Source organism: Acinetobacter portensis, from assembly GCF_009372215.1.
Classification (GTDB): domain Bacteria; phylum Pseudomonadota; class Gammaproteobacteria; order Pseudomonadales; family Moraxellaceae; genus Acinetobacter; species Acinetobacter portensis.
On the sequence record NZ_LWRV01000091.1, the window covers coordinates 1 to 13699 of the forward strand.

At 37.8% G+C, this 13699-nt stretch carries 13 protein-coding genes; 3 read left to right on the top strand and 10 right to left on the bottom strand.

Features of this window, described 5'->3' with window-relative positions:
* The 4 genes from A6M14_RS11095 to A6M14_RS11110 all read right to left on the bottom strand — a co-directional run.
* The coding region (locus A6M14_RS11095) for an amidohydrolase family protein (protein ID WP_188110903.1) at window positions 1–476 on the bottom strand (476 nt) is incomplete at its 3' end.
* 46 nt (window positions 477–522) lie between these two features.
* Window positions 523–876, bottom strand: a complete 354-nt coding sequence (locus A6M14_RS11100) for an amidohydrolase family protein (RefSeq protein ID WP_152875069.1) — start codon at window positions 874–876, stop codon at window positions 523–525.
* Window positions 877–1099: 223 nt separating this feature from the next.
* Window positions 1100–2632 carry a pyridoxal phosphate-dependent decarboxylase family protein gene (locus A6M14_RS11105; RefSeq protein ID WP_152875070.1) on the bottom strand — a complete coding sequence of 511 codons (1533 nt, stop codon included), beginning with the start codon at window positions 2630–2632 and terminating at the stop codon, window positions 1100–1102.
* Between the two features lie 3 nt (window positions 2633–2635).
* Entirely contained in the window at window positions 2636–4009 is a 1374-nt protein-coding gene (locus A6M14_RS11110) for a diaminobutyrate--2-oxoglutarate transaminase (RefSeq protein WP_152875071.1), read from the bottom strand.
* A 452-nt stretch (window positions 4010–4461) separates the two neighbouring features.
* On the opposite strand from A6M14_RS11110, the gene A6M14_RS11115 reads away from it, so the two are divergent.
* Together A6M14_RS11115 and A6M14_RS11120 are read left to right on the top strand one after the other, a co-directional pair.
* Window positions 4462–5166, top strand: coding sequence for an SIMPL domain-containing protein (locus A6M14_RS11115; RefSeq protein ID WP_152875072.1), 705 nt, complete (start codon window positions 4462–4464; stop codon window positions 5164–5166).
* 152 nt (window positions 5167–5318) lie between these two features.
* Entirely contained in the window at window positions 5319–5915 is a 597-nt protein-coding gene (locus A6M14_RS11120) for a phosphatase PAP2 family protein (RefSeq protein WP_152875073.1), read from the top strand.
* A 106-nt stretch (window positions 5916–6021) separates the two neighbouring features.
* On the opposite strand, the gene ppk2 is transcribed toward A6M14_RS11120, so the two are convergent.
* The 5 genes from ppk2 to A6M14_RS11145 all read right to left on the bottom strand — a co-directional run bounded on the left by ppk2 (window position 6022) and on the right by A6M14_RS11145 (window position 11185).
* Window positions 6022–6945: a polyphosphate kinase 2 gene (ppk2, locus tag A6M14_RS11125; protein ID WP_152875074.1), complete on the bottom strand. Its 924-nt coding sequence runs from the start codon at window positions 6943–6945 to the stop codon at window positions 6022–6024.
* Between the two features lie 526 nt (window positions 6946–7471).
* On the bottom strand, window positions 7472–8605 hold the full coding sequence (gene proB / locus A6M14_RS11130; RefSeq protein ID WP_152875075.1) for a glutamate 5-kinase: 1134 nt from the start codon (window positions 8603–8605) through the stop codon (window positions 7472–7474).
* Between the two features lie 25 nt (window positions 8606–8630).
* Window positions 8631–9845 (bottom strand): Obg family GTPase CgtA, encoded by a 1215-nt coding sequence (gene cgtA / locus A6M14_RS11135; RefSeq protein WP_152875076.1) that lies wholly within the window; start codon window positions 9843–9845, stop codon window positions 8631–8633.
* Window positions 9846–9953: 108 nt separating this feature from the next.
* Window positions 9954–10781: a PhzF family phenazine biosynthesis protein gene (locus A6M14_RS11140; protein WP_152875077.1), complete on the bottom strand. Its 828-nt coding sequence runs from the start codon at window positions 10779–10781 to the stop codon at window positions 9954–9956.
* Between the two features lie 23 nt (window positions 10782–10804).
* Window positions 10805–11185: a winged helix-turn-helix transcriptional regulator gene (locus tag A6M14_RS11145; protein ID WP_152875078.1), complete on the bottom strand. Its 381-nt coding sequence runs from the start codon at window positions 11183–11185 to the stop codon at window positions 10805–10807.
* Window positions 11186–11303: 118 nt separating this feature from the next.
* Between A6M14_RS11145 and A6M14_RS11150 the strand changes: the two genes are divergently transcribed.
* Window positions 11304–12155, top strand: coding sequence for an SDR family oxidoreductase (locus tag A6M14_RS11150; RefSeq protein ID WP_152875079.1), 852 nt, complete (start codon window positions 11304–11306; stop codon window positions 12153–12155).
* Between the two features lie 61 nt (window positions 12156–12216).
* On the opposite strand, the gene A6M14_RS11155 is transcribed toward A6M14_RS11150, so the two are convergent.
* Window positions 12217–13674 carry a glyceraldehyde-3-phosphate dehydrogenase gene (locus tag A6M14_RS11155; RefSeq protein ID WP_188110899.1) on the bottom strand — a complete coding sequence of 486 codons (1458 nt, stop codon included), beginning with the start codon at window positions 13672–13674 and terminating at the stop codon, window positions 12217–12219.
* Between the last annotated feature and the right edge of the window lie 25 nt (window positions 13675–13699).

Here is a 13699-nt window from a genome sequence, read left to right on the forward strand (position 1 = left end):
GTTTTTAGGATTTGGCTATATCGCTCCAAGAAACCTAGCGTAACTGCAATTGGCGTACGTTGCTCACCAAGTCGTTTCAGTAAAGTCCCATCAACACCTGCATCTAACATTGTATTTACATCTTTTGCATTTGTATTATGCACAAGAACTTTAAGATTATTTTTATGCGCTTCATCTACAATTGTTTTGATAACTTCTTTATTGATGACTGTTTGATTGGTGACACCATCAAATACAACCACATCTGATTTATTTTTTACCAATTCTTGTACAGAAGCACGAGCTTGTGCCGGTGTATCCATAGGTAAGCGTACATGGTCATTACACCATTTTAGCTCCTCATCTTTTAGATCACCACAAGCATAATAGCTACCTGCATTTAAAAGAACAGCACCCGCCACAAATATACGTGGACCAATAATCTCACCTTTCTTTATTTTATCTCTTACTTGATAAATATAAGGTTGAAAATCGATAGGTGAAAACGTAGATGTAAAACCATTTTCTAAATGTCCACGTAATCTACGTGGTCAAATCTCCATTAATAAAAGCTTGTGCGGTTACTTCACTTCTCGCTGGCATTTGCGGAGGCATATCATAAAAATCCCAAAACAAATGTAAATGCGCGTTAATTAAACCCGGCATAACTGTTTTGCCTTTAGCATCGATAATTTGCTTTGCTTTTTCCTTTATTTTTCCTGTTTCAATGGCCTTAACTTTGCCATTTTCAATAATGACATTTGCATTTTTAATTAGGTCTGAACCCGTACCATCGAATATCGTTGCATTTTTAATAATAAGATCCGCTGCATTGACATGCCCGCAAACCATTGCAGAAAGTAAAAGGGTTTTTGTGATTATTTTATTCAATTTCATTTTTATCTCCAATCTTATAGATTGTTTACAACTTCATAGTTTTAGTTTTAATAAATGATTTATTAACTCATTAATTATTGATGAATAATACAACAAAAATATATAAATTACATACTACATCACATTTAATCCATTTACATTGACACCTCTTATTCTTTTTTCTATTTAAGCTATCAATTAAAAAAGGCGCTCTATAGAGCGCCTTTTTTACACAAGCAAATGATTAATCAATTGCAGGTGTATATGTACCGTCTGCGATTGCATCTTTAATACGATCCGCTTCTGCAAGCACTAGTGCAAGCAAATTCTTCACGTTATCTAAAGTTGCAACTGGGCTTAAAGTGGTCATTTTCAATGATTGATTTTGACCAACTTTGGTTACACCAATATTTGCTTCACCACGGGCAAACAATTCGTCTGCTACGTTTTGGTTCAGTGTATCGAGTAATTCTGTAGGGTAACCCTCAGGAATTACACGGAACAACACAGATGCGAATTGTGGATCAACCAACATTTCTAGACCATCTGTTGCTTCGATATACGCTGCAACATCACGTGTTAAACCAACACCGTGATCGATCATCGAACCGTAAAGTTCTTCACCCAATGCTTCAACTGTCATCCACAATTTCAACGCATCGAAACGACGAGTTGTTTGTAGAGACTTAGACACAAGGTTTGGTACACCATGCTCTTCATCATAAGCTGAGTTTAAGTACTCCGCTTCATAATGCATGAAACGATAGTTCGCTTCATCTTTCAGCAAGAATGCGCCACAAGAAATCGTTTGGAAATAATGCTTGTGGAAATCAAGCGTGATTGAGTCAGAAAGTTCGATACCATCTAACATGTCACGGAAATCATTCGATAAAATTAAAGCACCACCCCATGCTGCGTCGATGTGCATCCACGCGCCATACTTGTTGGTGATTTCACGAATTTCTTTCAGTGGATCAATCGCGCCCGCGTCAGTTGTGCCCGCAGTTGCAACCACACATGCCACGATTTTGCCTTCAGCTTGAAGGTGCGCCATGGTTTGCTCTAAAGCAACCACATCCATCTGTGCGTTGTCGTTCACTGGAACAGTCACTACAGATTGGAAGCCCATGCCCATCATTGCCATGTTCTTTTGCACAGAGAAATGCGCATTTTCAGAACAGATGACTTTAACGTTACGCATAGCCTCATTAGGTACGCCATCACGCTGAACAGACCACGGATTGCCGTTTTCGTCTTTCCAGTTTTTCGCGATGCACGCATCACGCGCAAGCAAAACGCCCATCAAGTTAGACTGCGTACCGCCAGAGGTGAACACACCTGCTTGACCTGCACCGTAGCCCACTTTTTGGCGAAGCCAGTCGATTAACTGAACTTCCATCAAAGAACCAGCCGGGCTTTGATCCCATGAGTCCATTGATTGGTTGGTCGCGTTAATCAACACTTCTGCGATTTGGCTAGTGACCATTGTTGGGCAATGCAAATGCGCTAACGAGTGTGGATGATGTACTTTTAAGCTTTTATTTAAGAAAAGCTCAACCATACGATCAAGAGACTTCTGTACCCCCATACCTTCTTTAGAAGGATTGAACGCGATTGCAGAGCGAAGCTCTTTGATGCTACCGCCCGTGTACATTTTGTCATTTTGCAACCATGCAGAAACGGCTTTTACCGCCTCGCCCATTACTGACTGATAGTCAGCAATGGATTGTGCATCATTGCAGAATAACGCTTTACGATGTTCTGCAAAATCAACCATGTCTTACGCGCCTCGAGTTGCAACAAGCGCTTCAGCGATTGCTTTCTTAAAGCGAGCAACAGCTTCAACACATTCGTCATGCGTGATAATCAGTGGGCAAAGTAGACGAATCACTGTACCGTTACGACCGCCTTTTTCGAGCAACAATTTGTTGTCGAAGCATGCCGCTTGAATTGCTGCTGCCAATTGACCATCACCTGGCAATGAGCCCATGTGATCCGCCGGTTGACGTTCATCAACAATTTCAACACCAAGCATCAAACCACGACCACGTACGTTGCCGATACATGGGAATTCTACTGCTAATTTTTTAAATTCAGCTTGTAAGAAATCACCACGCTCTTGCGCATTTTGAGCCAAGTTTTGTTCTTTAATGGTTTTGATTGTTGCAAGACCAGTACCCATAGCCAATTGGTTACCACGGAATGTACCCGTGTGACCCGCTGGCTGCCAAGCATCAAACTTACGTTTAATACCAAGCACTGCTAGAGGTAAGCTGCCACCTACCGCTTTAGACATCACCACAACATCAGGTTCAATACCTGCATGTTCAAAGGCAAACATTTTACCTGAACGTGCAAAGCCCGCTTGAACTTCATCAAGAATCAACACGATGTTGTGCTTTTCAGTCACTTCACGGATTTTCTTCAACCATTTAACCGGTGCTGTTACCACACCGCCTTCACCTTGAATTGCTTCAAGAATTACAGCTGCTGGTTTAGTTACACCGCTTTCAACGTCTTCAATGAAGTTTTCGAAGAAATAAGTTAATGCATCAACACCCGCTTCACCACCAATACCCAATGGGCAACGGTATTCATGCGGATACGGCATAAATTGAACACCCGGCATTAAGCCATTCACAGCATTTTTAGCAGACAAGTTACCTGTCATTGCTAAAGAGCCGTGAGTCATACCATGGTAACCACCTGAGAAGCTGATTACAGAACTACGACCAGTGTAAGTTTTTGCTAATTTAATTGCTGCTTCTGTACCATCTGCACCAGACGGGCCACAGAACTGTAGGCAATACTCAGCCTTACCACCAGGTAATTGCTCAAGTAGTGCTTCAGTGAAAGCATCTTTTAAAGGTGTTGTTAAATCCAAAGTATGCAACGGTAAACCGCTTGCAAGTGTGTCTTGGATACTTTGAATGACCGCAGGGTGATTATGGCCTAATGCCAATGTCCCTGCCCCAGCTAAACAATCGAGGTACTCTGTACCTTCAACATCGGTAACCCAGCAGCCTAAGGCTTTTGCTATCGCAAGTGGAAGTTTACGTGGATAGCTACGAACATTAGATTCCATTTGACTTTGGCGAGTTAAATAGTATTCGTTAGTAGACTTAGGGGCAGGATTTACTGAAGAAACGCTCATATCGAATTACCATCTCTGATATGGGTTAAAAGAAATAAGTCGGGTGACTTGCGGTCTTTTGACTCGGTGCTTTATGGTTCTAGTTCGTACGTTTTTTTGTGCATCGTAACTAGAGGGCGGATAATACCTAATTTTTCTAAAAAATAAACACTTTTAAGAAATAAAGTTATCCTAATTTTATCGGAAAGTTATCTTAGTCTAACCGATAGAGTGAATTATCATCTTAGCCTATGACAAATGAAAGAAAAGCCTATTTTTTGTTATATATTTCCAATACGAACAATCAATTTTAAATAACTCCCTAAGATACTAAAATTTAATGCTTTTATTAAATGGAATTTACGAGCAATAAAAATACTTTTTACATACAAACTACAGTTTATGCATAAATCAAACATAAAAAAATTTTATGCTATAAACCATATAACTACAGCTAAAAATTAGGAATAAATATGCGTTATTTTTACACCACTTTAGCACTTGCATTAACTACTGCCATTTCTGCACCTGCATTTGCACAAGATAATAATGCTTTAAACTACAATGTACTCAATATTCAAGCAGAAGCATCTCGTGAAATTTCAAACGATGAAATGACCGCTGTTTTATATATAGAAAAATCAAATAAACAACCTGCTCAACTTGCATCTGAAATTAATCAGCTGATGACGCAAGCAATAAATACTGCTAAAAAGTATTCTCAAATAAAGTTTGAAACAGGTTCACAAAGCACCTATCCAGTTTATGATAATGATAATCGCAAAGTAAAAGAATGGCGCGGACGTGCTGAAATTCGTTTGGAAAGTAAAGACTTTAAAGCTGCAAGCCAACTCATTAGTGAACTACAACAAAACTTCCAAACGCAATCGATCAATTTTAATGTTTCAGATAGTCAGCGTAAAAAAGTAGAAAATGAACTGATGGTTGAGGCATCGAAGAACTTCCAACAACGTGCACAATCTTTAGCTCAAGCATGGAATAAATCAAGCTATCAACTTATCAATATTAATTTAAATACAAATAGTTATAGCAATAGACCTGTGCCTCTTATGGCAATAATGAAAGCTGCAAGCGCAGATGTTATTCCTGAACAGGAGGTGGCGAGTGGTGAATCTCAAATTACTGTCAATGCGAACGGATCTATTCAATTAAAGTAATCAATATTGTATCAAAACTGCATGAGTCACTTGCAGTTTTGATCTAATTTTATATGAATATTATTAAAACAACTCCAACAATAACTCTATTTAATTTTAATTTTAAAACAACTAAAGTAACACTTCGAGTTTGACCTTACTCTTTATAACCAATGCTTATACAAAATCTAAATCTCTATTTATTTCATATTTTTAATGTTCCTGAAAATGCATCTAATTTCATGATGTCATATGCAACTTTTATTGCACATGACTTGATATATATTCTATTTATCATGTTTATTCTTGCTTGGTTTATTGGCAATAATAAAATTAAAAAGAATATTTTAAAGGCTTTTATTTTCACAACAATTACATTATTTATTAGTGAACTTTTATCTTATGTTTTAAATACGCCAAGACCATTTGTCATGGATGTTGGTGAAACCATTCTAGTACACGCTCCTACAGGCTCATTTCCTAGTAATCACATGAGTATTTTGAGCGGACTCGCTTTCTCATACTATTTTTCATCGCAACGACAATTCGGTAAATTACTGATTGCGGTTGCTTGGCTTGTGGCATGGGCGCGTGTTTATGTAGGTGTTCATTTCCCGATAGATATGTTTGGTGCCTTCTTCTTTGCTTTTATTGTTAATATTTCAGGTTTGAAGCTTTGGAATATATATAAAGATCGCCTTATGGCATGGGTGATGATAGTTCACCGCAAAGTATTCGCCTTTTTAATTAATAAAGGTTTAATCCAATAAGAGAAAGTAATCAATCAGCATATATTTAAATTATGGTTAATCACCTAATTACAGTGATTGATCACCCCTATTCCTAAAAAAAGCTCCCTAAGGAGCTTTTTATTTATTAGTCATCTTTGGTTTCAAAGCCATTTTTAAATAAGTGGTTCGGCACCTTTACAATCAATGAATCCACTTTGGTATGCATATTCAAATCTTTATTTGGATAATCTAATTGCTGTAAAAAATAACGAATACAATTCAAACGTGCACGTTTTTTATCATCAGATTTAATAATTGTCCAAGGCGCATCGGCTGTATGCGTATGAAAGAACATTTGATTTTTGGCTTCAGTATATTCATCCCAACGATCAAGAGACTGAATATCAATGGGTGACAATTTCCAATGCTTCAACGGATCATCACGACGTGCAATAAATCGTCTTAATTGCTCTTCACGACTCACCGAAAACCAAAATTTAAACAAATGAATACCTGAATTTACCAACATACGTTCAACTTCAGGAGTTTGTCTCATGAATTGAAGATATTCATGTGGCTCACAAAAACCCATAACACGTTCAACGCCTGCTCGGTTATACCAAGAGCGGTCAAAGAAAACCATTTCACCCGCTGTTGGTAACTCTTTCAGATAGCGTTGGAAATACCACTGACCTTTTTCTAAATTATTGGGCTTATCTAAAGCAACAACGCGAGCTCCACGCGGATTTAAATGTTCCATGTAACGCTTAATTGTGCCACCCTTACCTGCAGCATCACGCCCCTCGAATAAACACACAATTTTTTGTCCAGTTTCTTTAACCCAACTTTGAACTTTCAATAACTCTATTTGTAATAATTTTTTTTGAGCTTCATACGTTTGCCGCGTCATTCTTGTTTTATATGGGTAATTTTCTGGTAAATCATTTCTTGAACCATCCTCAGACTCTTGCTTCCCCTTGTAGGCTAAAACCGTATTTTCAAAAATAGGTAAATGCTTATTATCTTGACTTTCAATGACTTCAAATGGTCCTAATTGATGTTGATTCATCTAATTTCCCTTATCCACACTCTTAAGTTTTAATTAACTATCTGGCTTTAATATAAGTTCTTTTTACATGAATAATTCACTAAAAAGGATGCCATATGACACGATTATTAGTAAAAAAATTTGATATTTTTATGCTATAATTTAGTGAAGAATGTATAAGCTTATTCTATTTTAATCTCCGTAAATAAATTAAAAACCAGACGATTTTAAGAGCATAAATATTTAATTTAAAACATAATATTTAATAAAAAATTTAATTCATGATGAACAATATAAAATTAAAGAGGAAGCTAAAGCAGAAATTACAAACACATCTCGTTGTTTTATTATCAACATCGAAATACAGATTCGAATTTAAAATCCCACAACCAAGTGGCACAGTCATTTCATAAGAAATTATTTAGAATATATTCATTTAATTTTTATAAGATTTAATTTGAGATGTAGTTTTAATAAAATTAACCAATAACAAAAAAGGCTTAACTCTTTACAGAATTAAGCCTTTCAGTATCTATCAAAAAACTAATTAATAAATTGCCATATGATTTCGATGAATCATCTCAAGAGAACGTGCTTCACCTAAAACCTGATGAACTTTATCTGAAGATAAGCCTTTTACGATTTCAGCTGAACGTGAACTAAAATTCACACGACCAACCGCAACGCGCCCACCATCGACATCTACACATTCAACCACATCACCACGCTCAAAGTGCCCTTCCACCGCTTTTACACCCACAGGCAACAAACTACGGTGGTTTTCTTTAATGGCTTTTACAGCGCCATGATCAATCACCAAACGACCTGCCGTTTGTAAGTGCGCAGCAAGCCATTGTTGATGTGCTGTCATACGATCATTATCTGCAATAAATAATGTTCCTAATAGCTCACCAGACATTAACCGTGAAAGCACACGCTCACTTTCGCCACTTGCAATGAGTGTTGGACAACCCGATTTTGCAGCTAAACGTGCAGCACGAACTTTGGTCAACATACCACCACGACCAAACTTACCGCCACCACCTGCCATATCGAACAGACTTTCATCTAAGGCGCGAACTGTGTCAAAAAGTTTAGCATTAGGATTCGAGCGTGGATCTGAATCAAACATACCTTGTTGGTCAGTTAAAATGATGAGTAAATCACCATGCACCTGACCTGCCACCATTGCAGCCAAAGTATCGTTATCACCAAAGCGAATTTCATCTGTAGATACTGTGTCATTTTCATTGATCACAGGAATCACACGCCAATCAATTAAGTGTTGCAATGCATCACAAGAATTTAAATAGCGTCGACGATCTGCCAAGTCATCATGGGTTAAAAGCACTTGTGCAGTTTGAATATTCAATTGCGCAAGGATGCTAGACCAAGTTTGGATTAAACCCATTTGACCAATGGCAGCACACGCCTGAAGACTGGGTAGATCGGTGGGTCGATTCTCAAGTTTCATTCGAACCATACCTTCAGCCACAGCACCCGATGACACAAGAATGATCTCGTGTCCTGCATTGTGTAGATCTGCAATTTGTTTCGCCCAATGCGAAATTGCATTTATATCTAGACCTTGCCCGTTTGCTGTGAGTAAAGATGATCCGATTTTAACAACGATTCTTTTACAACCCTTAAGCTGACGCTGCCCATCTACCACTTCTATCATCGTGTCCTCATTAACTCTTTAGAGCTTAACGTACGTAATGCACTTCTACATCGTTATCGTCGTCTTCATCATCTTCATCGTCATCACCCAAAATACCAGCAAGACGTTGTTGACGACGCATTTCGCGATACGCTTCTTTAGCAGCAAGCGTTTGTTCACGTGTTTCAGCTTCAAGCTGATCACGGAATGCTTTCATTTCTGCTGCATATTCTGGATCTTCAACTTCGCGTTCACGTTGTTCTTCAATCTGATCCATTAAGTAGTAAACCACGTCTTTCGTGCCTTCAGCCGTTAAGCCAGAAGTCTTAAAGACAGGGCCGTCCCACTGTAATTCTTCAAGAATGTGATTACACCACTCTTCACGCGTTTCTTCAGCCAATTGATCGACTTTATTCAAGACCAATACCACTTGTAGTTTTGCAAGTGTTGGTGAGAAGTTTGTTAACTCTTTCAAAATTGCTTTTGCGTTATAAGCTGGGTCTGAACCATCAATTGGTTGAACATCAACAATGTGCAACAAGATACGAGTACGTGCCAAATGTTTAAGGAAACGAATACCTAAACCTGCACCTTCAGATGCACCTTCAATTAGACCTGGAATATCCGCCATTACAAATGAGCGATAACGGTCAGCATCTACCACACCAAGGTTTGGAACCATTGTGGTAAATGGATAATCTGCAACTTTTGGTTTTGCAGCAGAAACTGCACGAATAAAGGTAGATTTACCTGCATTAGGCATACCCAACAAGCCAACATCCGCCAATACTTTAAGTTCTAAACGCACTTCACGGAATTCACCTTTTGTTCCGTGTGTACACTTACGTGGTGAACGGTTTGTTGATGATTTGAAGTGTGTATTACCTAAACCACCATCTCCGCCCAATGCAACCATTACGCTTTGACCGTTTTCGACCAAATCGCCAATAATATCACCAGACTCTACATCAACAATAGTTGTTCCAATTGGAACTTTTAGAAATACTGATTCACCACCACGGCCTGCACAGTTTGCGCCACGACCATTTTTACCACGTTCTGCGCGGTATCTACGGGTATAACGATAATCTACAAGGGTAGTTGTGTCGTCGCCAGCTTGAATATGAATGCTGCCACCACGACCACCATCACCACCATCTGGACCACCAAATGGTACGAACTTTTCACGGCGAAAACTGGCTACGCCATTGCCACCGTCGCCAGCCTCTACGGTAATGACTGCTTCATCAACAAAGCGCATATTGCCAATCCTCTAAAAACTTTAAAACCCCATATTCTGCCACATTTTAAAGAATTTCTCGAATAGTAATTTTCACCTATTCATTAAATATTATTCATTTTGAATGGTTCATTTATATTTTAAGTGATTAAGATTTAATATTGCCTCCATATAAAGTCGGCAAGTACCTGTGATCTCAACTCGATCATTGCCTAATAATCGGCAATACAACACCCCACCACGACTAGAAGCCTGATAAGCTGTAATTTCTGATTTACCCGTTTTTTCTTTCCATAACGGCATTAAAGATGTATGCAATGAACCCGTTACAGGATCTTCATCAATTCCCATTGATGGTGTGAAATACCTAGAAATAATGTCGTAATTTTTAAACTCTGCTAATGCCAAATCATTGATCGCTGTAATTGCTACTCGCTTACCGCCTAGGTTTTTAATTAAATTAAAATCTGGATTTTCGGCTAAAATTGATGCTGCATCTTTATATACGGCAATATATGCTTGCGGGTTTTCATAAACTTCTAGAATCTCTGAATTTAGTGCCTTTATTAATAAATCAGGTGCTTGTTCTAATTTTTGGGGAATTTGAGCAGGAAGGTTGAGTGAAATTTGACCACCCACCAACCTCTCTACAAAAAACTCACCCATGTCTTTTACGTGAAATGTAATTGAATTAATCTGTTGGTGATCATTAAAAATCACAAAACTTGTTGCTAATGTTCCATAGCCACAAAACTGAACTTCTTTTACAGGTGAAAACCAACGAATTTCATAATTTTCATTATCTATTTTTTTAGCAAAACTTGTTTCTGAAAGATTATTCTCTAAAGCAATATTTTGCATTAAAGCATCTTCTAACCACTCATCTAATAATAAAACGGCAGCAGGATTACCCTTAAAAAGCTCATGACTAAACGCATCGACTTGGTACATTTTCATTTAAATTACCTCTTTACGTCAGTTTAGTTTTTGCCATTCACACGCGCTTTATTTTCAATAATTTCAGGTAAACTTTTCTCAATCCAATCAATCACATAATTCACTTTACTTGCAGCATCTGAACCTAAAATTGTTAGCTGATATTCTACTTTTGGTGGCACAACAGGATAAACCGTACGTAAAATAAAACCATCTTGTTCTAACATTTTTAAAGTTTGAGAAAGCATCTTTTCACTAATACCTTCTATACGCTGGTTTAATTCACTAAAACGATGCACACCACCACTTAAACAACGCAAAACTAAAACAGACCACTTATTAGTAAGATGTTCTAATATTTCTCTAGCAGGACAATCTGTAGATAAAACTTGTCCTAAAACTTTACTTGTTTCATAACTTGACATAAAAATCCTTCCATTTAGTAATAGACTTACTTTTTAGTACGTACTTTCTTTTAGTAAGTTAACAGATTATGATTTAACCATCAAGTTTATTTATTCATCAGAAAAAAGCGAGATTAAAATGAAAATTGCAATTACAGGCGCAACGGGTCAACTCGGTCAATTCGTTATTCAACATTTATTAAATAAAACCCAAGCAGAAAATATTGTTGCTCTAGTCCGTAATGTAGACAAGGCAGAAAATCTAAAAGCAAAAGGAATCGAAGTTCGTCATTTCGATTACGACACACCCACTACGCTTGTTCCCGCTCTACAAGGTATTGATAAAATTTTACTTATTTCAGCGAATGAAATTGGTCGTCGTACACCACAGCACAAAGCTGTTATAGATGCGGCAGTTGAAGCTAAAATTCCATATATTGCTTATACAAGCCTGCTGCGTGCCGATAGCTCCCCATTAGGGCTAGCTCAAGAACACCGTGAAACTGAACAATTGATTAAAGAAAGTGGATTAAGTTATACCTTCTTAAGAAACAACTGGTATAGCGAAAACTATTTAGCAGGTTTAGCTCACAACATTGAAACTGGCATTTTATATGGTGCAGCACAAGATGCCTTGATTAGCGCAGCTCCACGCACAGATTACGCAGAAGCAGCGGTAAATGTTTTACTGAGTGATGGGCATAAAAATAAAACTTATGAATTAGCAAGTTCCACCTCGTTCACTTTAGAAACTTTAGCAAAAACCATTTCTGACCTAAGTAATAAAACTGTGGTTTATACCAATTTATCTGCGGAAGATTATACACAAGGTCTTTTACAAGCAGGTTTACCTGAAGGTTTAGTCAATGTTGTAGTGGAAGCAGATGTAGAAGCAGTAAATGGTGCACTACTAAGCGACCGTAAAGATTTAGAAACTTTATTAAATCGTCCAACCACATCACTTGAAAATACGATTAAATTTTTGCTTTAATTATTTACTCTTCATAAAAAAAAGAGCCTCAAATGAGGCTCTTTTTTTAACTTAAAACAAATTATGCATTTGTTTCAGCAGGAACTTTAAGGTAGCTTACGCCGCCCATTTGTTCAGCAATACGTAATACTTGGCAGCTATAACCTACTTCGTTATCGTACCAAACATAAGCAGTTAAACGGTTACCTGAAGTGATTGTTGCTTGCGCATCAAATACACCTGCAGTACGTGAACCGATAAAGTCAGAAGATACAACCTCTGTAGAGTTTGTATAACCAATTTGACCTTGTAGCTTAGAATTGATTGAAATTTGACGAATATATTCGTTCACTTCATCACGATCTACATCTTGACCTAAAGTAAGGTTAAGAATAGCCAAAGATACGTTTGGTGTAGGAACACGTACAGAGTTACCTGTTAATTTACCTTGAAGAACAGGAAGCGCTTTAGCAACAGCTTTAGCAGCACCAGTTTCAGTAATAACCATGTTCAACGTTGCAGCACGACCACGACGGTCAGCTTTATGGTAGTTGTCGATTAAGTTTTGATCGTTTGTAAACGAGTGAACTGTTTCAACGTGACCATTAATCACTGTGTATTTGTCGTTTAACACTTTAAGTGTTGGTGTAATTGCGTTTGTAGTACAGCTCGCAGCAGAGATGATTGTATCTTCATCTAAGATGTCAGTTTGGTTCACACCGTACACAACGTTCTTCATTTCACCTTTACCAGGTGCAGTTAAAATAACACGTGCAGCGCCTGGGCATTTAAGGTGTTGAGCAAGACCTTCTGAATCACGCCATTTACCCGTATTATCAATTACTAATGCATTGTTAATACCATAAGTCGTGTAATCAACTTCAGATGGGTTAGATGCATAGATCACTTTAATGAAGTTACCGTTCGCAATAATTGCTTCGTTTTCTTCATCTACAGAAATTGTACCTGCAAATGGGCCATGAATTGAGTCACGACGAAGAAGTGAAGCACGTTTTTCTAAATCACCATCAGATGATTTACGAACAACAATTGCTTTAAGGTTTAAACCACGACCCAAACCAGATTGGCTGATGATTAAACGTGCTAAGATACGACCAATACGACCGAAACCATAAAGAACAACATCTCTATGTTCTACAGCTGAATCATTACCTTCTAAAGGTTTAACAGCATCTGCAACAAATGCATTGATGTCGCCACCTTTCGCATTAAATTCAACTGCAAGTTTACCTAAGTCAACTTCTGCTGAACCAATATTTTCAATTTTAGCCAAAGCTTCAAGAATTGGATAAGTATGAACCGCAGAAAGCTCTACATCTAATACACGAGTACGACGATGCGCTTTTAAAATCTGGATTACAGAACGGTTAATTAAAGAACGACCGTAAACTGTAACTACGATATTTTTTTCACGATATAACTGACCTACGAGGGCAATCATACGTTCCGCAAGTTCTTCACGGTTTTTCCAGCGACCTTGGTGCTCTGCATGTAGGGCAATGATACTGTCTTTGCTCACAGATACGTCCTCTAATTAATGGTAA

Bases quoted from the DNA above. Each gene is read 5' to 3' on its own strand.
- A6M14_RS11105 (WP_152875070.1), bottom strand. From the start codon at position 2,632: ATGGTTGATTTTGCAGAACATCGTAAAGCGTTATTCTGCAATGATGCA.
- A6M14_RS11100 (WP_152875069.1), bottom strand. From the start codon at position 876: ATGAAATTGAATAAAATAATCACAAAAACCCTTTTACTTTCTGCAATG.
- ppk2 (WP_152875074.1), bottom strand. From the start codon at position 6,945: ATGAATCAACATCAATTAGGACCATTTGAAGTCATTGAAAGTCAAGAT.
- A6M14_RS11140 (WP_152875077.1), bottom strand. From the start codon at position 10,781: ATGAAAATGTACCAAGTCGATGCGTTTAGTCATGAGCTTTTTAAGGGT.
- A6M14_RS11150 (WP_152875079.1), top strand. From the start codon at position 11,304: ATGAAAATTGCAATTACAGGCGCAACGGGTCAACTCGGTCAATTCGTT.
- A6M14_RS11145 (WP_152875078.1), bottom strand. From the start codon at position 11,185: ATGTCAAGTTATGAAACAAGTAAAGTTTTAGGACAAGTTTTATCTACA.
- A6M14_RS11110 (WP_152875071.1), bottom strand. From the start codon at position 4,009: ATGAGCGTTTCTTCAGTAAATCCTGCCCCTAAGTCTACTAACGAATAC.
- proB (WP_152875075.1), bottom strand. From the start codon at position 8,605: ATGATAGAAGTGGTAGATGGGCAGCGTCAGCTTAAGGGTTGTAAAAGA.
- A6M14_RS11115 (WP_152875072.1), top strand. From the start codon at position 4,462: ATGCGTTATTTTTACACCACTTTAGCACTTGCATTAACTACTGCCATT.
- cgtA (WP_152875076.1), bottom strand. From the start codon at position 9,845: ATGCGCTTTGTTGATGAAGCAGTCATTACCGTAGAGGCTGGCGACGGT.
- A6M14_RS11120 (WP_152875073.1), top strand. From the start codon at position 5,319: ATGCTTATACAAAATCTAAATCTCTATTTATTTCATATTTTTAATGTT.